The sequence below is a fragment of the Microcoleus sp. PH2017_34_RAT_O_A genome (assembly GCF_020737885.1).
Classification (GTDB): domain Bacteria; phylum Cyanobacteriota; class Cyanobacteriia; order Cyanobacteriales; family Microcoleaceae; genus Microcoleus.
This window is the reverse complement of record NZ_JAEQDD010000055.1, coordinates 12,853-31,255: the sequence shown is the minus strand read 5'-3', so window position 1 is coordinate 31,255 and position 18,403 is coordinate 12,853. Positions and strand designations below refer to the sequence as shown.

Annotated in this window: 17 protein-coding genes, 29 tRNA genes, 1 pseudogene and 1 other annotated feature; of the genes and pseudogenes, 6 read left to right on the top strand and 41 right to left on the bottom strand. The window is 45.0% G+C overall.

Annotation, left to right across the window (positions count from 1 at the left end):
• Nucleotides 1-286: 286 nt before the first annotated feature.
• The gene (locus tag JGK11_RS19245; RefSeq protein ID WP_293212517.1) at nt 287-3,145 is read left to right on the top strand and encodes a DUF3987 domain-containing protein; all 2,859 of its coding nucleotides are present in this window, start codon (nt 287-289) and stop codon (nt 3,143-3,145) included.
• A 265-nt stretch (nt 3,146-3,410) separates the two neighbouring features.
• Here JGK11_RS19245 and JGK11_RS19240 read toward each other — a convergent pair whose 3' ends face one another.
• Nucleotides 3,411-3,794, bottom strand: coding sequence for a hypothetical protein (locus tag JGK11_RS19240; RefSeq protein ID WP_293212515.1), 384 nt, complete (start codon nt 3,792-3,794; stop codon nt 3,411-3,413).
• A 297-nt stretch (nt 3,795-4,091) separates the two neighbouring features.
• On the opposite strand from JGK11_RS19240, the gene JGK11_RS19235 reads away from it, so the two are divergent.
• Both JGK11_RS19235 and JGK11_RS19230 read left to right on the top strand, forming a co-directional pair.
• Nucleotides 4,092-4,388 carry a hypothetical protein gene (locus JGK11_RS19235; RefSeq protein WP_293212513.1) on the top strand — a complete coding sequence of 99 codons (297 nt, stop codon included), beginning with the start codon at nt 4,092-4,094 and terminating at the stop codon, nt 4,386-4,388.
• A gap of 53 nt (nt 4,389-4,441) precedes the next feature.
• On the top strand, nt 4,442-4,759 hold the full coding sequence (locus tag JGK11_RS19230; protein WP_293212511.1) for a flagellar alpha dynein: 318 nt from the start codon (nt 4,442-4,444) through the stop codon (nt 4,757-4,759).
• 67 nt (nt 4,760-4,826) lie between these two features.
• Here JGK11_RS19230 and JGK11_RS19225 read toward each other — a convergent pair.
• A tRNA-Lys gene (locus JGK11_RS19225) sits at nt 4,827-4,900 on the bottom strand.
• Complete coding sequence (locus JGK11_RS19220; protein WP_293212509.1) at nt 4,891-5,037, bottom strand: hypothetical protein; 147 nt, start codon at nt 5,035-5,037, stop codon at nt 4,891-4,893. Before JGK11_RS19220 ends, JGK11_RS19225 begins: the two co-directional genes overlap by 10 nt.
• A 42-nt stretch (nt 5,038-5,079) precedes the next feature.
• Here JGK11_RS19220 and JGK11_RS19215 point away from each other — a divergent pair, with 42 nt between their 5' ends.
• On the top strand, nt 5,080-5,424 hold the full coding sequence (locus JGK11_RS19215; protein WP_293183814.1) for a XisI protein: 345 nt from the start codon (nt 5,080-5,082) through the stop codon (nt 5,422-5,424).
• 176 nt (nt 5,425-5,600) lie between these two features.
• On the opposite strand, the gene JGK11_RS19210 is transcribed toward JGK11_RS19215, so the two are convergent.
• The 7 genes and pseudogenes from JGK11_RS19210 to JGK11_RS19180 all read right to left on the bottom strand — a co-directional run bounded on the left by JGK11_RS19210 (nt 5,601) and on the right by JGK11_RS19180 (nt 9,132).
• On the bottom strand, nt 5,601-6,389 hold the full coding sequence (locus tag JGK11_RS19210) for an ATP-grasp domain-containing protein (RefSeq protein ID WP_293212507.1): 789 nt from the start codon (nt 6,387-6,389) through the stop codon (nt 5,601-5,603).
• A gap of 65 nt (nt 6,390-6,454) precedes the next feature.
• Nucleotides 6,455-6,853: a hypothetical protein gene (locus JGK11_RS19205; protein WP_293212505.1), complete on the bottom strand. Its 399-nt coding sequence runs from the start codon at nt 6,851-6,853 to the stop codon at nt 6,455-6,457.
• A gap of 140 nt (nt 6,854-6,993) precedes the next feature.
• Nucleotides 6,994-7,095: pseudogene (locus JGK11_RS19200) on the bottom strand (hypothetical protein); the annotation flags it as partial.
• Complete coding sequence (locus JGK11_RS19195; protein WP_293197513.1) at nt 7,096-7,335, bottom strand: hypothetical protein; 240 nt, start codon at nt 7,333-7,335, stop codon at nt 7,096-7,098.
• Complete coding sequence (locus JGK11_RS19190; RefSeq protein WP_293183806.1) at nt 7,322-7,594, bottom strand: BrnT family toxin; 273 nt, start codon at nt 7,592-7,594, stop codon at nt 7,322-7,324. The genes JGK11_RS19195 and JGK11_RS19190 overlap by 14 nt, the downstream gene beginning before the upstream one ends.
• A 309-nt stretch (nt 7,595-7,903) precedes the next feature.
• A complete protein-coding gene (locus tag JGK11_RS19185) occupies nt 7,904-8,473 on the bottom strand; it encodes a 3'-5' exonuclease (protein ID WP_293212503.1) in 570 nt (189 codons plus the stop codon).
• An 83-nt stretch (nt 8,474-8,556) separates the two neighbouring features.
• Nucleotides 8,557-9,132, bottom strand: a complete 576-nt coding sequence (locus JGK11_RS19180) for a dihydrofolate reductase family protein (RefSeq protein ID WP_293183801.1) — start codon at nt 9,130-9,132, stop codon at nt 8,557-8,559.
• 412 nt (nt 9,133-9,544) lie between these two features.
• Here JGK11_RS19180 and JGK11_RS19175 point away from each other — a divergent pair, with 412 nt between their 5' ends.
• A complete protein-coding gene (locus tag JGK11_RS19175) occupies nt 9,545-9,775 on the top strand; it encodes a hypothetical protein (RefSeq protein WP_293212501.1) in 231 nt (76 codons plus the stop codon).
• A gap of 551 nt (nt 9,776-10,326) precedes the next feature.
• Here the strand turns inward: JGK11_RS19175 and JGK11_RS19170 are convergent.
• The 31 genes from JGK11_RS19170 to JGK11_RS19020 form a co-directional block, all read right to left on the bottom strand.
• Nucleotides 10,327-10,412, bottom strand: a tRNA-Ser gene (locus JGK11_RS19170).
• A gap of 399 nt (nt 10,413-10,811) precedes the next feature.
• Nucleotides 10,812-10,884: transfer RNA gene (locus tag JGK11_RS19165), tRNA-Ala, on the bottom strand.
• A 4-nt stretch (nt 10,885-10,888) separates the two neighbouring features.
• Nucleotides 10,889-10,965, bottom strand: a tRNA-Ala gene (locus JGK11_RS19160).
• Between the two features lie 5 nt (nt 10,966-10,970).
• Nucleotides 10,971-11,047: transfer RNA gene (locus JGK11_RS19155), tRNA-Ala, on the bottom strand.
• A gap of 6 nt (nt 11,048-11,053) precedes the next feature.
• A tRNA-Arg gene (locus JGK11_RS19150) sits at nt 11,054-11,127 on the bottom strand.
• Nucleotides 11,128-11,377: 250 nt separating this feature from the next.
• The gene (locus tag JGK11_RS19145) at nt 11,378-12,664 is read right to left on the bottom strand and encodes an RNA ligase family protein (protein WP_293212499.1); all 1,287 of its coding nucleotides are present in this window, start codon (nt 12,662-12,664) and stop codon (nt 11,378-11,380) included.
• Nucleotides 12,665-12,796: 132 nt separating this feature from the next.
• Nucleotides 12,797-12,852: a sequence feature (23S ribosomal RNA rRNA prediction is too short), on the bottom strand.
• A gap of 310 nt (nt 12,853-13,162) precedes the next feature.
• Nucleotides 13,163-13,235, bottom strand: a tRNA-Arg gene (locus JGK11_RS19140).
• 62 nt (nt 13,236-13,297) lie between these two features.
• Nucleotides 13,298-13,369 (bottom strand) — tRNA-Gly (locus JGK11_RS19135).
• A gap of 104 nt (nt 13,370-13,473) precedes the next feature.
• A tRNA-Gly gene (locus JGK11_RS19130) sits at nt 13,474-13,544 on the bottom strand.
• Nucleotides 13,545-13,601: 57 nt separating this feature from the next.
• A complete protein-coding gene (locus JGK11_RS19125) occupies nt 13,602-14,444 on the bottom strand; it encodes a TIGR02452 family protein (RefSeq protein ID WP_293192626.1) in 843 nt (280 codons plus the stop codon).
• A gap of 93 nt (nt 14,445-14,537) precedes the next feature.
• Nucleotides 14,538-14,609 (bottom strand) — tRNA-Thr (locus tag JGK11_RS19120).
• Nucleotides 14,610-14,704: 95 nt separating this feature from the next.
• Nucleotides 14,705-14,778: transfer RNA gene (locus tag JGK11_RS19115), tRNA-Leu, on the bottom strand.
• A gap of 89 nt (nt 14,779-14,867) precedes the next feature.
• Nucleotides 14,868-14,941, bottom strand: a tRNA-Leu gene (locus JGK11_RS19110).
• A gap of 28 nt (nt 14,942-14,969) precedes the next feature.
• A tRNA-Leu gene (locus JGK11_RS19105) sits at nt 14,970-15,043 on the bottom strand.
• Nucleotides 15,044-15,047: 4 nt separating this feature from the next.
• A tRNA-Pro gene (locus JGK11_RS19100) sits at nt 15,048-15,121 on the bottom strand.
• Between the two features lie 4 nt (nt 15,122-15,125).
• Nucleotides 15,126-15,206 (bottom strand) — tRNA-Leu (locus tag JGK11_RS19095).
• Between the two features lie 22 nt (nt 15,207-15,228).
• A tRNA-Leu gene (locus JGK11_RS19090) sits at nt 15,229-15,305 on the bottom strand.
• Nucleotides 15,306-15,334: 29 nt separating this feature from the next.
• Nucleotides 15,335-15,408, bottom strand: a tRNA-Gln gene (locus JGK11_RS19085).
• A gap of 8 nt (nt 15,409-15,416) precedes the next feature.
• Nucleotides 15,417-15,490 (bottom strand) — tRNA-Gln (locus JGK11_RS19080).
• Nucleotides 15,491-15,500: 10 nt separating this feature from the next.
• Nucleotides 15,501-15,575, bottom strand: a tRNA-Asn gene (locus JGK11_RS19075).
• Between the two features lie 6 nt (nt 15,576-15,581).
• Nucleotides 15,582-15,654 (bottom strand) — tRNA-Phe (locus JGK11_RS19070).
• A gap of 4 nt (nt 15,655-15,658) precedes the next feature.
• Nucleotides 15,659-15,745, bottom strand: a tRNA-Ser gene (locus tag JGK11_RS19065).
• 8 nt (nt 15,746-15,753) lie between these two features.
• A tRNA-Arg gene (locus JGK11_RS19060) sits at nt 15,754-15,828 on the bottom strand.
• Between the two features lie 113 nt (nt 15,829-15,941).
• A tRNA-Tyr gene (locus JGK11_RS19055) sits at nt 15,942-16,023 on the bottom strand.
• A 13-nt stretch (nt 16,024-16,036) separates the two neighbouring features.
• Nucleotides 16,037-16,111 (bottom strand) — tRNA-Lys (locus JGK11_RS19050).
• Between the two features lie 5 nt (nt 16,112-16,116).
• Nucleotides 16,117-16,191 (bottom strand) — tRNA-Glu (locus JGK11_RS19045).
• Between the two features lie 21 nt (nt 16,192-16,212).
• Nucleotides 16,213-16,287 (bottom strand) — tRNA-Trp (locus JGK11_RS19040).
• Between the two features lie 212 nt (nt 16,288-16,499).
• A complete protein-coding gene (locus tag JGK11_RS19035; RefSeq protein ID WP_293183792.1) occupies nt 16,500-16,709 on the bottom strand; it encodes a hypothetical protein in 210 nt (69 codons plus the stop codon).
• A 132-nt stretch (nt 16,710-16,841) separates the two neighbouring features.
• Nucleotides 16,842-16,915: transfer RNA gene (locus JGK11_RS19030), tRNA-Cys, on the bottom strand.
• A tRNA-Glu gene (locus tag JGK11_RS19025) sits at nt 16,916-16,990 on the bottom strand.
• Between the two features lie 219 nt (nt 16,991-17,209).
• Nucleotides 17,210-17,282: transfer RNA gene (locus tag JGK11_RS19020), tRNA-Asp, on the bottom strand.
• A 237-nt stretch (nt 17,283-17,519) separates the two neighbouring features.
• Here JGK11_RS19020 and JGK11_RS19015 point away from each other — a divergent pair.
• Nucleotides 17,520-18,302: a glutathione S-transferase family protein gene (locus JGK11_RS19015; RefSeq protein WP_293212497.1), complete on the top strand. Its 783-nt coding sequence runs from the start codon at nt 17,520-17,522 to the stop codon at nt 18,300-18,302.
• Nucleotides 18,303-18,403: the final 101 nt, after the last annotated feature.

The following is an 18,403-nucleotide window of genomic DNA, read 5'->3' as shown; positions in this document are numbered from 1 at the left end:
TCATGCGGGAGGGCGGATCTAAGCAGAGTCCGGGAAACTGGCAGCTACGCAGGCTGCGCGTACCAAGGATGCAACACACCAATTTACAAACCCTAAGCTGAAGAACCCATTGGTACGGGGAAACTGGCTTTTTTCACCATGCTTTTTTGGTGAGCAAAAGCTAGGTTCCAAATTTTAGCTATATCTCAAAACCTACAAACACCAAAAAACCGCTGGCTTCAATTGGAACTGCTGTCAGCGGAATTTTGGAACTCGTAACCTGTCCAGAGGACGGGCAACTTGTCTTATGTACACACCATCATATCCCACAAACTCCAAACTTGTCCCTGTTTCCAAAGAAAATCCTTGCCCCCACTGTGGCAAACCCGACTGGTGCTACAGCATCGGCGAACTGTCGGTCTGCAATCGTGAGAATCCCCCAGCAGAAGAGTGGACGGCTACCACCAAAACGGACGGCGAGGGCAAGTTCTATTACGCACCAATTCAAGAAAAAAAGACAATTCGGCCACGGCAGACTCGCTACTGGGAATATCCAGCACGTGACGGTTCACCGCTAGTTCGTGCGGTGCGGTTCGACGACGGTAAAGGAGGCAAACCTGAGTGGCATCAAGAAAAATGGAACAAATCTAAGTCTGAACGCAAGAATGGCTGGGTAGTGGGAACTGAAGGGGTCGCGCGCGAAGATATCCCCGTTTACCGCTACGCCGAAGTCAAAAGGGCGATCGCAAACAATGAACTGATTTACCTTGTCGAGGGTGAAAGTTGTGCTGACATTTTGTGGGAACTAGGGCTAGCTGCTACCTGCAACATCGGTGGCTCTAGCAAGTGGCGAATCTCTGACACAAGCGATTTAAAAGGTGCAAAGGTTGTTATCGTTCCCGATCGGGATGAACCAGGCATCAAGCACGCTGAACTATTGCATCAAGAATTTCCAGACGCCTTGTGGCTTTACCCCTACCCCAACTCTAAAGCTTGGGAGAATTTACCCAAAAGTCAAGGTTTAGACCTAGCCGACTGGATTGAGCAACACCAAATAACCGCAGAGGACATCAAAGCTGCGATCGGAGAGAAGAAAGTTTTTAAGGCTTCCCCGCAAGCAACAGCAAAAGTTGTCCGACCCGAACAATTTCAGATTCCCCACATTTCCGAGTTGGGGGGAGAGATTGAGAAACTACTAGAGTCCGACCTCAAAAAATCTCAGCTACGGTCTAAAATCACCGAACTCGCTCAAAAGTTCCGACTCAATACCGCCGATGTCTGGGGAATCTACCGCGACCGTGAGCAAGAACTAGAGCAAGAATCCGACCAAGAAGACACAGCATTCGAGGTTGCCCGGTTACTTTCCGCCCAAAAATCAGGGCTTGAATTAGCAGAGATTTTGCCTCCTGGACTCGCAGCACCAATAAAAGAATTAGCGACCCGACTGAACCTCAAACCTGAGTGTTATCTAGCGGCTGGTTTAACTCAGGTTTCCAGCCTGTTCAAAGTTGGTTCAGAAGTCCTGCTGCGACGTGATACCGATTACCGCTGCACTCCCAACTATTTCGCGGGTATCGTTGCCGAGTCATCGCAGAAGAAATCACCGATTATGCGAGCAATGATTGAGCGGCCGATGAAGGTACTGCGAGACAAGGCAAGAACTGAATATCAAAAAGCCGTCACTGACTATGAAGCGGAATACAAACAGTGGAAGACCGCAAAGGGCGAAGACAAAGGACTGCCGCCAAAGGAACCCCGACAACGGCTCTACTCATTCTCTAAGTCCACAGGCGAGGGCATTCTCTACCAAGTGGCGGAATTCCCCGACCAAGCCCTGATGTACCGATGTGATGAACTCGCAGGTCTATTTAAGTCTGCCAACCAATATCGAGGTGGCAAAGGTAGTGACGATGAAGATTTACTTGAGTTTTGGAATGGCACAGGCAGCACAGTCCTGCGGGCCTCTGGAGTTAAAGCAGATTTAGAAGGGCTGCTGCTCAGTGTTTTCGGCACAATTCAGCCTGACGTACTGGCAGAACTGCTGAAGGATTGCAGCGACTCTAATGGGAAGTTCGCCCGCTTTGACTTTGTTTTTCAACCTTTGGCCGCTTCAAAGCTGTCGGAAGAAGACAGCGGAAGTTTTGATATCACGCCGATGCTGGCAGATGTCTACACAAAAATCGACAAGTTGCCAGCAATGAAATTTGAGCTAAGCCCGGAAGCAAAGCGACTGTTTACGGCTTTCTACAATGCTACGGAAGAGCGACGGGTTGACGAGCCTAAGCAAGGTATACGCGCAATGGTTGGCAAGATGCCGGAGAAGGTTGGCAAGATGGCCGCCATCATTCACGCCATCAACTGTGTTTTCAATGGCGTTGAGGTTAGCACTCTAATCCCTAAAGGTGCGGTGGAAGCGGCGATAAAGTTCGTCAAATTTTCTGCTGACCAGATTGCCAGCCTCTACGCCGAGTTTTCCGATCCAAAGGCTTTGGCTCCAAGCTTGGCAAAACTTGCCCTATTGGCTGAAAGAAAAGGCGGGACACTTTCAGTGCGGGAAGCTCAGCACGCTTTCCACATCAAACAGCGGCCGTCGGCTCAGCAAATTCGAGAATTTTTTGGAGAACTTGAATCCATGAATTTTGGAGTAGTTACCACAGTCAAAAAAACTGTTTCTTTTTGTTTAACCACAACCACAGTTACCACAGTTACCTCAAACCCTTGTGCAGCAAGTGTTAAAGATGACCACAGTAACCTAATACCTAGTACCACAGTTACCACAGTAAACGCAACTACTGTGGTAAATCGTGGTACTACTGTGGTAACTAATGTACCACAGTCAGAACCTTTACACTCTAAGGATTTAAAGCCTACTGTGGTAACTGTGGTACCAAATTACCCACTTTCTGAAAAAGCAGAAAATTCATTGTTGAGTTCGGAGCCTTCCCTATCCCTAAAATCAGCCGCTATTCCCAAAGGTCACAGAACTTTTAAGGTGGGCGATCAGGTTGTTGCTAAGGATGTCGGTGGTATCTATCAAGGTGCGCGCGGTAAGGTTGTGGATATTTTTTACGGCAGCACTAGCCAGACCTATCTGGTGAGGTTTGATAAGCCTGTCAGAAACGTCCAACAATCTGAGTTTGAGGGCTTCGACCTGATGAAGCTTTAGCGTCCTTTGGCGACTACGGCATTGAAATTGCTTGCAAAATGCCTGACGGTAGTTTCACTACTTGGTTCGGACCCGAAGAGTTGATGCCTATGTAAGCCCTGACACCGTTTTCATAAATGGTTAGATCTCTACCTTTATGGAAACGGCAAAGTCACCGTAAAATCAACGTGGTGGCGGCTATTTTTCTGACGGCTGAACGGAAACCCTGCGTTAACCCCTTAAACTGTCGCAGCCATCAGAAAAATCCCGCTAGAGATGGAAAAAGTCAAATCAGTCTCGGCCTTCGTTTTTTAGCAGATTTTAATTCTGCTTTCAAACTTTCAATCTCAAGGCGTAATTGATTATTTTGATACGTCAAAGCCCCAGCACAACTATGCAAATAATTTAGCTCCATAGCTTTGGAAGCATCAAAATCGGAGGAGTCTTCATCCTCAAAAGAATAAAATGGGCGACAGAAATATTCCTGACCGTCAAGGTATCGAGCAATCTCTAGTAACTTGGCAGCTAAAGAAACTGGCACTCTAATAGTCTTAAAATGACGTGTACGCCAAGTAGATGAACGTCCAGCCCCTATCCGCTTCCCACCACGTCCGCTAGCCTTAACTGATTTAATCATGGAATCAAAGGAAATATTGATTAATTGTATCAATTCATAAATGGCTGTATCCCAAGCAGGTACAGCCTTCTACTATCTTAATTGTTTATTTATTTTTATCAGTTATACCGGGTATTACTCGACCCGGTTGTTTTTTCTGCTGTGTCACCTTGCCTGCGGCGCCTCAATCTATGCCTGTCGCGGCCGGGGGGGGGCGGGCCATAAACCAGCTCCCCCCCCCCGGCCCACGTTTTCAGTCGATCTCACTTGTCTACATTTTGTTTACAAGACAGTTGACAGTGTAGACAATTTTAAGTTATTGTATACACATACCGTTTACAAGTGTCTATAATGAGTCAAGTAATTAGTTTTCGAGCATCGGGTCATTTTCTGAACTGGTTGGAATCACAGCGGATGGAGGAAGAATCCTTAAGTCAGTGCTGTCAGCGCATCCTCAGGGTGATGTCTACAGGGGGAGCGCTAGACACGTCTACAGATTTGTCTACACCAAACATTCCCAGTGTTGTGTCTACAAGTTTGTCTACACAACTGTCTACACTGGTTAGCGATAAGTTGCAGTCTGCACTCTCCGACATAGATTCGCGCTTTACCCTGATGGAGAAACGACTGGGAAAATTGAGGGCCTGAGTGAATTACCTACAGAATCACTCAGGCCTGATGTCACAGAAGAAGTCGAAAGCTTGCGCCACAGCTTAGAGAATTCCGATCGCCTGGTTGTCAAAAAAAATCAAGAAATTTCCGAACTAAAATCTCGGCTGGCAGCAGTTAACCGAGAAATCTTAGAACGCAACGCGGAAATAGAGAATCTTGAATCTGAGCTTGCTAGCCGATCGCCAGCTCAATCCAAAAACTCGGCGACGGTCGGAACCGATTTGTCAAAAGTAGAGGCAGCCAACTTGCTTAACCAACTCAAAGCACAGCGCAAAAAATCAAAGGCGGACTTGGCAGATATAGACACTGTTCTGGAAATACTCAATTCCGAACGAAGCGAAAAATGAGCGGAAACGGTTGACCAGGGATTGAGTCAAACTCCTAAATGACTTAGCCATAAGGCTTAGAAAGCGATGGGAGTAGAAGGACTTGAACCTTCGACCTTGAGATTAAGAGTCACCTGCTCTAACCAACTGAGCTATACTCCCGCATCTAGGCTACTATAACACAACTCTTCTGAAATATCAACTATTTTTGTAAATATTTGTGGCGATCGCGCGATCGCAAGTTTTCTGTAAGGGCGATCGACAAGAGCCAAGAACCCGCAAGCTACTGATGGTATCATTCGTTTAGTTACCTTCGAGCCAGCAGAGGAGGCAATCGTGCAATGGATTCATTAAACATTCAATATCGCGACATCGTTGAAAGAATTCTCCAAGAATATATCGATTTTCTCGGTAATGACGACCTAGCTGAGGTCAAATTAGTATTAGATGAAAAGCGCGATCGCTATTTGTTAGTCGAAACAGGCTGGCAAAACGGTCATCGCATCTACGGAAATTTGATCCACATTGAAATTATCGACAACAAGCTGTGGATCGAACACGATGGTACGGAAGATGGAGTTGCTTACGAGTTGATGGCGGCGGGAATTCCTCAAGCAGATATTGTTTTGGCTTTCAAATTGCCGGAACTGCAAAAAGTGCGATCGGGGGCGATTTCGCGATCGTGAGCGATCGACCTTATTAAGGTGATGCGCGTACCTGCGATAGTCAGTCCGCGTTCTGTTCGGATAATTTTTGTTTGGGTGTTTGGTGTCGAAGTCATACTCGTAACCTGTGAGTTATTGCTTCTATAGTAGCTTATGAAATAACGAGTTTGTTTTTGAAATCAAGAGGAGACAGCGTGTTAGCTATTACCGCCCCAAATTTGTGCAAAACGTTCGGCAGACCATCCAACGATGTCTGATACTTGCCCATCTCCAATCTCGACAATTCGCTTGACTCCATCTTGGCGATCGACTACATCCACACAAAAGAATTTGCTGGGAATTCTCACAGCACATTCCTTAACAATATAGGGTATTTCCTCGTCCAAAGAAGCAGAAAACGGTTGACCGCTTACCACGAAGTAACGCCGCTCGGATTCTACAACAAAATCCTCGACTTGACGCACGCAGATGCCACCTTCTATTGTTCCTCGAAACTTTTGCATCTGGGTCACGACCGTTCTAATTTCTGAAGGCTGTTCGAGAATTGAACCGCTTGAGGTTTTGAGAGATTTAACGTAATCTTTGATAAAAAATCTTTCCCAGCCTAATATTTTTAACTCAGTTTCTAAATGATCATCAACAGTGTAAAACTTAGTAGCTGGAGTTAAATCAGCAATTAAAGGATACCAATTTGGCAGATAGTGCGTTAATAAATACTCAGCTTTGGAAGTAAAGGCGCTAGATCCGGTGCTATCTACAGCATTCACCAATAGCTCGTAATCCAAGGGTGAAAGCATCCAACCTCTGTAGACTACGTGCGAGTTTTGAGAAATGGGAGGATTAATTTTAGGCAATTTACTCCCCAAAGATTCTAAGGAGATAACAGCAGTATTTAATCCTACGTTGTTCAGCGCTGAAACTTGGTCAGCGTACATCTCATCAACTTGTTTTGGATTGAAGTAATCGCTAGGAAAAAGAAATATCATGATAATTATTAGCCGTCTACTCGATAATCTTCATAACAGAACCTCTTGGTCACCAATGTACATAGTTAAAAATTAGGAAATGGCTTATTTATCCACACCTCACAAATACGCGCATAACTCTTACTGAGGTCTGGTGTACAAGGCAAGTTTCTAGCCTTAGGCTCAAGTGGCTTGAGAACTTTTGACAGTAATAACATAGGGACATCTAAAGTGAGAACCAAAGCTAAGCCAATCCTAGGGTTTACTACAACAAGGTACAGCCCCATGAAGAATGCTGGCACAAGAAAAACTAATAATGCTAAAGTCATATACATATTTCTGCGTGCCAATGATTTGAAGGCTTCAAAATCGCTGCGAGTTTCGATCGCGCTATGAGCTGCAAGAAACCGCCGAACATCGACCCAAGCGACGATCGCAATCATCGTTCCAAGTATTTTAAGAAGTAAACATATTCCTGCAACCATCTATACCTCGTTAAATATTTAACTGACTTTTCAATATACAATCTTAGCTTACAACAGCACCTTTACAAACAAGCAAACAGAAAAGCCAATTACCCATTTGGGCAATTGGCTTTTCTGCTACTTATCAATTCAGCAAAATGCTATCGCTGAATCTTGGAAACGACGCCCGCACCGACGGTACGATCGCCTTCGCGGATGGCAAAACGCATATTTTGTTCGATCGCGAGATCCTTCACTAACTGCTAACCATCGCCTTTAATATTACCGACAGAATACTTATTTTCTTTCATAACTCTCATCAAAAATCTTAGAGCTTCATTCACTGCTTCAGAGTCAGGAAACATTTCTGCAACATCAGGTTCCAGATGAACTGTCAGCCCGCTAAAACTCTTGCGTGCATGACCTACTTTTCTCACTCGCAAGCTCTTCAGATCGTATTCCGATCGCAGTTCGTCTTCCATATCTGTTTCAGCCTTCTTCATAAACTTCTCGCTCTTTTCTAGTTACTTCTCTGGCGCTAATTAAACGAATTGTCTTGCCCCTTTCCGTATAAGACACTATTAATAAACGGCCTCGGCGCGATTCTCCTACAATAATATATCGATCTTCCTCATCAGAATGGTCTGGATCGTAGAAATCGACATATAGCGGATCGTCAAAAACAGTTTTTGCCTCTTCAAATGAGACTCCGTGCTTTGACAGATTTCTCGCTGCTTTGTTTTCATCCCACTCAAAATTCATGTACGTATTGTAGCATCATGCGTTTTTTGAATGCAACTGTGTTGTGCAGGCACGAACGTTATTTCTATTGACTGGCGATCGCCCCACTAACTATCTTACAACAGCACCTTTACAAACAAGCAAACAGAAAAGCCAATTACCATTCGGGCAATTGGCTTTTCTGTTACTTATCAATTCAGCAAAATGCTATCGCTGAATCTTGGAAACGACGCCCGCACCGACGGTACGATACTACGAACCTAGAATAAGGACTAAAGTCCTCACTACGAACCTAGAATAAGGACTAAAGTCCTCACTACGAACCTAGAATCAAGTAAGGTTTTTTTGACCTAGAATATAGGGCAACAATTTAGCGATGTTTCTCGCATCGTCAATCCCTCGGTGATGAGTTCCTTCTAGGGGTAAACCCGCAAGTTCTAAGGCTGTTTCCATGCCGTACCTTTTTGGCAAGCCTTGGGTTTCTGAAAAGACTTTTTTGAGATTGATGTGAGGATAAGCAATGGGAAAAGGAAGTTGATGAAAGTTGCTATCCTTTTTAAATTGTTTGCGATCGTAGTCTCCCCAGGAACCAAATACACCGTTTGGGTAGCCAGACAGCCAGTTTTTCAGCATCGCGCTTGCTTCTGGGTAAGTTGGAGCCCGATCGACTTCCGTTTGGGCGATCGATGTTAGCGCCGTGCAGAATTCGGTGAGAATGGGATGGCGCACGGGTTTGACGAAGGTTTGAAATTCATCAACGATTGTTAGGGTTGTGGAATCTACCATCACTGCGCCGATCTCGATAATTTCCATCTGATTTCGGGCGATCGATCCTTTGTCGCAGCAGGTTGCTTCCAAATCGAGCACTAGATAATAGTCGAAGTGTTTTAAATTCATCATAAATTTTACCTAAATATTTTTTATTTTTAACCGCAGATGAACGCGGATTAACGCAGATAATTTTATACGATCGCCAAAACACCTCATTTTTGCAATCGATAGTGCAGCAGCATGAAACCGTTACTGTAGATTTTTCGATCGACCAATTCCAGATTCGTCGGCGCGATCGCCCTTGCAAACACAGGAATTCCCGCCCCAATGACTACCGGATTCAACTTGACAATCATCTCGTCAATCTCTGAAACCACCGTTGCTGCTAACTCACCACCACCGCACAGCCAGATGTCTTTACCCGTTTCTTGCTTCAATTCCTGAACCAATTCAACAGCATTTTCCGAAACCAGTGCAACATTCCCATCGGGGCTGGCTGTCATACTGCGCGAAAAGACATACTGCTTCAAGCTGGGATAAGGATTAGTCAAACCGACATTTAGCCCGACTTCATAGGTTTTGCGCCCCATCAAAACAGCATCAAATTGCTTGTTTCCTGAAAAATTAATTCCCAGCGCTTCGTGAAGGTGAGCCGGAATGGTTTCGGGAAAGCGATCGAACAAATCGGCAAAATGCTCTCCGGCCATCGGAAAGCAATCAAAGGAGCCATCTTCGCGAGCAATAAACCCGTCAACGGTGGAAGCCACGTAATATATGAGTTTTCTCATGTTTAAGATTGTTTGTTAAGAAGTTTTGGGAATCACCAAGGCTGAAACCATGGTAGCAGTAGTGCTTTTCAACGGCGCGATCGCCCGCATCTCTAGAGACAATAGAAGGAAAGGGCGATCGATACTCCGAAAGAAGATAAGCTGATGTCAACTAAATATGACTGCTGAAAATGGCCGAACAAGATGAAGCTTCCAAAACCATAAAAGTCACAATGCCTAACCGAATCCATCAAAAGCTGAAGAAGCTGTCTGACGAGTCAGGAATATCCATGTCTAAACTGATGCTCCTGGCAACTATCAAGGAATATAAGCTCATTGATGATAAAGATACCACTGACTAACCCCATTTAGTACCCAGTCTTACCCCATTATGCTATCCTTTAGGGAAATAGTCAACCCTGGAGGTGTACTTGTGACCCAAAATGAACTCGAAGCCCTTGTCGATGAACTCGGCTTAGTGGCTGTCGTTAGCCTGTTGGCAACAATCTGCCACAACAAAGCCCGACAAACCTTGTGCCTCAAAGGACAAGGGGCCAGTCCTTATACGGCATGGAACAGCAATGGCTTCTTGCTGAAACAGTTGATGACTAGGCTGCGCCCGATCGGCAGTTGCGATCGCGATCTAAACCTCAACGGCAACTGAGGTTCTGAGATTCAACCCGTGCAAGTTCGTAAAGCATTGGTTTTAGTCGGTTAACAGCCGGGTATGTATGCTTTAACTGTTAGGGCACGGGTTGAAACTCCTCGGTTTTGAACCAAGAATGGAGAGGACGGGACTCGAACCCGCATCGATCGACAGCAACTTTCAGGAAACGCGCTTCCTTACTGCCCGCAAGCAGACGGGAACTGCCCCCATCTCGGACTGTTAATTCCTTTCAGTGCATCTGCAACCCGCTGCCAGTTTGTGTTTTCAGGGAACGTCGCGAAGCAACTTTTTACCCTACTCAACAAACGCGATCGTCCTTTTGAGAGCCGCTTTACCTAGTTTTTACGGTGCCATTCCATTTAGGCGACCTCCCCAAAATTTCTATTGCTAAGTAGGTGGACATAAATAAATGCAACAATGTCATTGCGAGGAACGAAGCAATCGCAGGGTTTTCGGATTACTTCGTTATCTTTTCGGACAGGTAATATATATGTCTACCTACTTATAGGATAGCAAATCTATTTGCCAAGTCCCCGAATATTTCATTAAGGAAGATGAAGGAATCGAACCCTTACAGGTGTTACCTGTACCCTTGTTTTCAAGACAAGTTGCTGACCATTTAGCGGCATCTTCCATGATGCAAAACATCCATGATTCCTATGGCTCAAACATAGGAAATCCACCGGGAAGGTACTGCCCCTTCTACCTCTGCGTTATCAGCACAGTTCCTCGCTTTTCGGATTCCGGTGGTGAGATCAAATCCCTGTCGCCTCGCGCCGTATTTGTAAGGACACAGCACTGCTTTATCCCTAGGATTATCGGTACAATAAACCGGATTTGATATTAAAAGGAAGATGAAGGAATCGAACCTTTACAGTTGCCTGTACCCTGGTTTTCGAGGCCAGTTGCCAACCGTTTAGCGGCATCTTCCAAGGGTATCCGACGGGACGTTATGGTGTTGCTCGCGAGCGGGACGCTCGCACTGAGGGATTCACAGGCTAGCGTCTCGACCGCTTCGACTTCAGATACCGCATGGAATCAAGGAGAATCGAACTCCTAACCTCTTGCGTGCAAGGCAAGCGCTCTACCAATTGAGCTATGACCCCGTTTTGGTGGATACTGGTCGGACTCGAACCGACATTTTCCTAGTTGCGAACTAAGCGCTTTTCCGATTAAGCTACAGACCCAAAGTTGGTGGATTGCGATCGGATTTGAACCGATATCTTTCTAGCAGCCAGCTAGATGCTTTTCCAGTTAAGCTACGAACCCATTTAACAGGAGCGGTAGGACTCGAACCCACAACATTCGAGGTAGAAGCTCGACACTCTATCCAGTTGAGTTACACTCCCGTATTGTTTGTTAATAAGGCTGGAGCGCGGGTGGGCAGAAACCGGGTTTTTTGCGAAAATACTTCGCTATAGTTCGCAGATTGTATGAAAAACCCGGTTTCTTTGATTTATGGGCAATCTTTAATTAACATCATGTTCATTCAATTAATTGGGATTTGTCGTTGGGCGGGGGCGGGTTTATAAGATTGTTATTTGTAGGCAGTTATTGTTGGCGAACCCGCCCCTACAGGACTTATTGCAAATCCAACACCTACAAAGCTTTCGACTTTTCTTGATACCATTTTTTGGCTGCATTCATCACTGCTTTATTAACCTCTTTCCAGGTCAAGCCAGCAGCTTCTAGTTCTGCAACACTTTCTTTCTGTACGTCAGCGTTAAACCATTTTAAAAATGCTCCGATTTTGTCCATCTCAAACTGACCCGAACAAACTTCTGTCACCCCTTGTTCTAATCGAGCAGGGGTTACAAACAGATTCACAAAGTCATCAATGCTTTGAGCAACTTCTGGGTCGAGTTGAACTGGTTGTTTTGTTTTTATAGCTTGGTGTTTTTCGCCTTTGGCTTTGAACAGCAGTTCCGCATAAGACAACCTTTCCGCAAGTTCGCCGCTTTCGGGAAACATTACCAAGCCTTCGCCAATCCCTTCGAGGCCGAAAGTTTCTTTCACCCAAGGATCTAGTTTTTCTACAGTATCAACCGCTTGATTGAGAATATCAACAGCCGATTCTAGTTGAGTGCGATCGCCAAAATCCAAAACAATCGGTTCTCCATAAAAAGGTAAGACAAAAATATCGGGATGTTTTGGCAAAAACTCAGCGATTTTGTCCGGGCGAATTTCCAGTTTGGCAACTTTTCCATCTATGCCGCCAAATTGAACCGCAAACACTGCAAAGATTTTGCGATCGATCTCAGATACAGCCGTCCGTTTCTGAATGCCTTTACCGCACCATTCCCCAAAAATAGTTGCGTGTTCGGTACTCGCCAATCGAGAGAAGTAATCGATATTTTGATTTACCCAATTCGCAAAGCCGAGATTGTCGTTTTCTGGGGAGATTATTTGCGATCGACTTTGGACAGCAACTTTACCATCAGTAAAGATTTGAATGCCACCATTAGTACCGTCGAGTTTAATTTTAGCTCGATAAGTTATCTTCGGAGCTTCTCCAACCAATTCTAAACTGCGGCGAAGATTGTACAGCAGTTCGATGCTCGGCCATGTTTGCATTACGGTCGATCGATCCGCTGTTTGTTGACAGTAAATTGCCGACAAATCGGTACCAATTACTTCATCAACTTTGCCCAAAGCCATACCAAAAGAATAAACACCTCGCAGCTTTGCCGGTTTGATTATAGTACCGTCTTTCAGCACAGAATCAGTTAAGGCTATCGCAACGATATCGCCAACATCATAAATGTTTTCTGAGTTGGCAACAATTTGCACTGCATCATGCCCTGGAGCTTCAAAATTATAGAGATATAGCGCATCAGCATTAGGATGATTTTGCGCGGTTTTTACTTCCATAGCAATTACAGGCATGGGAAACTCCTTTGGTTATAACTTTATTAAAAGGTGAAATAGTGCAATTCCCTAAGGATAGCTGCGCCGATCGCACTATTTGCGTGCGAGTTATCAGAGCATTGCGTTTTCTGAGTTACTAGAGGGACTCCGCCGATGAGTTATTACACACTCTTTAAAGGATGGCTACTTCTAAGCCTACCTATCGGGTTCACTGCACTCCCCGTTCGCAAACGCGCGCCGTTTTTGACAGCGTTACCTTTCCTCTCGTACTAAAGTATGTAGGCTCCAAAGATTGGGACACGCAAAGTACGCGCGGCGCAGCTATCCCGTAGGGAATCGCTCTTAACATAAGACTTACGCATCAATGGTCATAAACCGGGTTTTTTCCGAAAATCTTCCGCCTTCACCAAAAGATGAGATAAAAAACCCGGTTTCTTCGATCGAATAGGTAAGTTTTGCAATATAAAAAATTAATCATTCAATGGAATCAACCTCCTTAAAATCAAGCAATAACAACGAGAGTGGTAGGAGTCGAACCCACAACATCCGCGTCCGAAGCGCGGCGCTCTATCCATTGAGCTACACTCCCATAAATTGGTAGTCATGACAGGATATTACCCCGCTCTTGCTTGTAGCAAACAGGACTCCAAAAGCGGATGATGGGACTCGAACCCATGCGCTGAGAATGGCATACTCAAATGCTAACCTTTACATCACACCCGCAAACAAATTTGATATTTTAGTTTACGTGTAACAGTCACTTGTCAACAATTGTAAAACTTCACTGTCAACTGTCAACTGTCAACTGTCAACTGTTTAATCAGCCAAGCGGATAACGAGGCTCGAACTCGTGCCTAGAGTTTGGAAGACTCGAATGCTACCGTTACACCATATCCGCGCGATCGAAAATGTAAAACTGCTTTTATAGACTGCTCATCGTTATGAAAAATCTCGATTAATTTGAGGAAAATCTACTGTCAAATTCTGCAAATATCCTTCCTTCTTCGCTAGAGTCTAGGACGGAAAATAGTACGCTTTTGAATCTGCCAGCAAATTGACCGTTTGGCAATAAAAAGTCTGCAAACATCTGAGCTACCATAGATGGATCGTTCCTGAAGACACCACATCCCCAAGCTCCTAAAATTAACGCATCGGAACCTTTGTTAACAGCTAAAGCCAACAATTTTGCACCGCGTCCGTACAGAGTTTCGCGAATTTTTCCCGTACTTTCTGACTCTTTTCGGGAAATCTCACCAGCATTCGGAGCGCAACTCGTGATAAAATCAACAAGATAAGGTTCCTCAAGCAAAGTTCCATCATCTTTTCGGAATACTGAACAGCCGGGAGAGTAGATGAGTCGATCGGAGTAGAGCAGCGATTTATGAGAGCGATGATACTCGTAATATTTAGGACATTTTAAGAGGCTTTTGTACAGTGCAGAACTGCGTGCTAAGCTCTCTTCTTGCGCTTGAGCGCCTCTGATGAATCCACCACCCGGATTTTTGGCAGAAGCGAAATTTAGGACTCCTATTTTTGCAAATTTGTGCGATCGCCCTATACGCTCTGCACCCACCAGCGTTGTCTCATTTCTCACCATAAATTCCGTGTTCGAGAATTGGGGAGTACCTGAGAGAACGTTTTCCTGAATCGCTGACAGGGCTTCGGGTTCGTAGTATGCCGTCCCAGCAATACAGGAGGCTAATTGGCGATCGATCTTAACCTGCTTGCCTTCCGGGGACAAGTAGCAACCATCTTCGAGAATTTTTAGCGTGTTTTGGGCGATCGCAATTCTTTTCATGCTTTTAACTCGGATTTGCTACAAAAAATTAGCTCTGTAACTTCTATTGAAAAGTTAGCACAATTAGATAGACTCCTTCTGAGCTTTAGGACAAGCAAGTGGCGAGATTTGAACTCGCATAAAAGCTTTACAAGAGCCTCATGTTGCCAATTACATCACACCTGCAATTTTGGTGGCGGGGACAGGAGTTGAACCTGCTATGAAGAGGCTTATGAGACCTCCAAGCCTACCCAGGCTACTTCACCCGCGATATCACCAAATACCCCTGGCTGGCCTCGAACCAGCAACCTCCTCGTTCTAAGCGAGGCACCTCTTCCAATTGGGCTACAAGGGCAAAATAGTTGACAGTTGACAGTTGACAGTTGATAGTTGATAGTTGATAGTTAACCACTGTAATTTTATCTTATATATATTAAAAATTCATGCTCCCGACAGGATTTGAACCTGTAAAAAACTAGCTTCTCGAACTAGCGCGTCTGCCGTTTCGCCACGAGAGCAAATAGTAGAAATTGGCTATTAACCAAGTACCCCTGACAGGATTTGAACCTGCAAAATACTCGTTCTGAGCGAGTAATGTTTTCCAATTACATCACAGGGGTAAAGTCGGGATAGCAGGATTTGAACCTGCAACCTTCGGCTCCCAAAGCCGCCGCGCTACCAAATTGCGCCACATCCCGTTCATGCTCCTGGTGAGACTCGAACTCACAATCAAAATAGAACAGATTTTAAGTCTGCCGCGTCTGCCAATTCCGCCACAAGAGCAAGTATAAACTTAAGGAAAATTTGGTACTCCTAGTGAGATTTGAACTCACACTTGACAATTTTTGAAATTGCCGCCTCTTCCAATTGGGCTACAGGAGTATAATTAATCTGCTTTGGTAATAGCAGAACTGGGAAGGTAGGGCTTGAACCTACATTTGTCCGCTTTCAAAGAGCGGTGCCATACCGATTAGGCGACTTCCCAATAATTGAATGCCGGGGTAGGCTTTGAAGCTACAAACTGATGCTTCAGAGGCATCCGACTTTACCAATTTGTCCACCCGGCAATTTGAAAAATGGCTGCCTCAGTAGGACTCGAACCTACAACCATCACGTTAACAGCGTGCAGCTCTACCGTTGAGCTATGAGGCAACGCAATCCCCCAAGTCAGTATCGAACTGACGGCCTCTTGTTCTTCACACAAGCACTCTACCAACTGAGCTATCGGGGGAAAACGGAGAGAGAGGGATTTGAACCCTCGACGGTTGTTAAGCCGCTCTTTCTTAGCAGGAAAGCGCCATAAGCCTCTCGGCCACCTCTCCTCAATGAGCGAGAACGGAGGGATTTGAACCCCCAAATCTTCAGCCGCGCAAACTGAGTTGTTGTCCGATTACAACACATTCTCATAATTGCAATTGCATATTAAATGCAATTACAAATAATTTACAATCTCAAATCTCAAATCTTAAATCTTGAATCTAAAAATCCAAAATCTAAAATCCAAAATCTAAAATCGCATGGGTCGGGCTGGAATCGAACCAGCAATGCTTTAAGCTACTGTTTTACAGACAGCTACTCATACCAATATGAGAACCGACCCAAGGTTGAAAATTTGGTAGGTCGCCGAGGAATTGAACCTCGATCCATCCGCTTAAAAGGCGGCTGCAAAACCATTCTGCCAACGACCCACACACAGTGCTGACGGGAGTTGAACCCGCAAATCACTTGGGTGAAAACCAAGCGGCTTAAACCATTTGCCTACAGCACTAAAAATTTGATATTAAAAATTTGGCACAGGAACTGAGATTTGAACTCAGAATGCTGGTTTTGGAGACCAGAGTGTTGCCAGTTACACCATCCCTGCTTGCGATATAAGTTCAAAGAAACCGGGCTTTTTACCTAATCTCTGGGCTCGGGTGAAGAATTTTCGTAAAAAACCCGGTTTCTAACTACCTGTGCGTCGAGCACTGTGTTGCTTTGTTACTTTCAAAGTTAAAAACTGCAATTAAAAGAGTGTTGGTTTAATCTTTTAATTTCTCGTTTTTCAAAACAAGTAAGCTTCTGGAACTTGTTCGCTCAAACTTTGGTATCATCTCGCATTTGCCAAACCAATTTCTGAGCTTCCCATGCTGCATCAAGTTGTTGCAAAGTAGCATCAACGTCTTGAGAATAGCTGTCAGCAAGGGATTTTTGAACGAACGCAGTCAACTGATCTTCCAAGTTGGCACTATTATTTGATACATCGTTTGGCATGAACTTTGAAAGAACGGTAGTTTTGGTCTTCATAACTTCTAACCTCCGTCAATGTCTATTAGGCTTTACTTCCTCTGTTTTGTAGAATGACCGACTTTACAGTGCGTACCCTAAATAATTAAATTTCATGGAATTTATGTAATTTTTAATTACAATTGGGAACAGAGGTTAGGGCGGGATTTGAACCCGCGAAATTCGGTTTTGCAGACCGATGCTTTGAGCCACTCAGCCACCTAACCTGGGAGTCCCGACGAGGTTTGCACTCGCAATCTTCTGCTTGAGGGGCAGACGGCTTGACTTTTGCCTACGGGACTATTGATTTTGGATTTTAGATTTTAGATTGAAGAATTATTACTTGAGATTTGAGTCGATTTAAAATTTAAAATTTTAAATCAAAATTTCAAATCTAAAATCTCAATATCTCAAATAAGGTGCGTCGCTATGAGATTGTCGATATTATTTAGGATTTTTGATGGCGACGCACCCTACAGCTCAAATCCAAAATCCAAAATCCAAAATCCAAAATTGCTTGACGGGGCTGACGGGTTTCGATCCCGCTACCTTCGCTGTGACAGAGCGACGCTCTCCCAATTGAGCTACAGCCCCACAAAGGTTTGTGTTTGGACGGGGTGGCGGTTGATTCCGCGTACTACAACCTAGGGGTTATGGTTGCCGGAGTCTACACCGCCAAATGTCCAAAAGTATGTGACATTGTTAATTTCCTATTCAGTTTTCAAGGTTCGTATTGCTTGTGAGTTAAAGCTTTGAAGCTCTTTCCCGGTTGCTATATATTTATACTACATTGTGTGCTACAAGACTGTCAAGGGGGTAATACAACTTTTTTTGAAATCTTTTTTTGACATGGGGTGTCGATCGCCCTTTCCGAACACTCCCACTCTGCCAAACTACCTAAAATCAAGACATTTGGCTGCTAAACTGGTGGTGTCGTTCGAGAAAAATCCGATGCTGAAACTGTACTACAATCCGATTTCTCTGAATTCTCGTCGCGTGTGGGTGGCACTTCTGGAGAAACAAGTTGCGTTTGAGCCGATCGCACTTAACCTCGACGGCGACCAATTTGCACCGGATTTTCTGGCAATTAACCCGTTTCACCGCATACCGGCGTTGGTGGATGGAGATTTGACTTTGGTGGAGTCGCTGGCAATTCTCGATTATATAGATGCCAAATATCCCACGCCCCCACTGCTACCGACAGAGGCGAAAGCCTTGGGAATTGTGCGGATGGTGTCCATGCTGACTTTAAATGAACTGTTGCCGGCAATGTTTCCCTTAACCAGGCAAATGCTCGGTGTGCCGGGAGACACTGAGGAAAAGTTGGCACAGTCCAAGCAACAGATATTAACCCTGCTGAGGTTTTTTGAGGGCTTGTTGGACGATCGGCGCACTTTTTTTGCTGGCGAACAGTTTTCTTTGGCGGAAGTCGTGGCGGGGACTGCGGTTCCTTCTGTGGGGATGTTTGACATATCTTTTGATGAGTATCCGAAGTTGCAGCAGTGGGTTGCGAGACTTGCAGGGCGCGAGAGTTGGCTGCAAACGGAGGTACCTCAAGCGCAAATTGCGGCGAAAATCCCAATTATTCGGGATTTACTGGCGGCAAGGCTTTAAATCTTCAACCCGCCTCCGCAGGTTTCGTCTGTCTAGGCGCGATTTCAATCGCCCGCTTCCCATCGCCCCCTATTTACTGGCGGCAAGGCTTTAAAGATATA